This is a genomic window from Mesorhizobium sp. M00.F.Ca.ET.216.01.1.1 (genome assembly GCF_004010325.2).
GTDB lineage: Bacteria > Pseudomonadota > Alphaproteobacteria > Rhizobiales > Rhizobiaceae > Mesorhizobium.
On sequence record NZ_SADR02000191.1, the window covers coordinates 1 to 389 of the forward strand.

1 protein-coding gene is annotated in these 389 nt (G+C 63.8%); it reads left to right on the plus strand.

The window, feature by feature from the left end:
- Window positions 1-389 (plus strand): enoyl-CoA hydratase-related protein (locus EN859_RS35670; protein WP_189502506.1); only part of this gene is annotated, 389 nt, incomplete at both ends.

Here is a 389-nt window from a genome sequence, read left to right on the forward strand (position 1 = left end):
CGGCGGTCTATCGCTGTGCAATTCCCGTGATTGCGGCGATCAACGGTCCGGCGCTCGGTGCGGGCTCCGTGCTCGCGACGGTTTGCGACATCCGCATTGCGGCGAGCCATGCGCGCTTCGGTACGCCGGAGATTAACGTGGGTCGTTGCGGCGGTGCGGCACATCATGGCCGGTTGATACCGCAAGGCGCGCTGCGGCGCATGTACTTTACGGGCGAGCCAATCAGCGCACAGGAAGCCTTCCGGCTTGGGCTTGTCGATCAGGTCGTCGCGTCGGAGGAGCTGATGCCGTCCGCGCTTGAGCTTGCGTCGAAGATCGCAGCGAAAAGTCCGCTCGGCTTGCGCTATGCAAAGCACGCGCTTAACGATATCGAGTCGATGGCGCTGGAG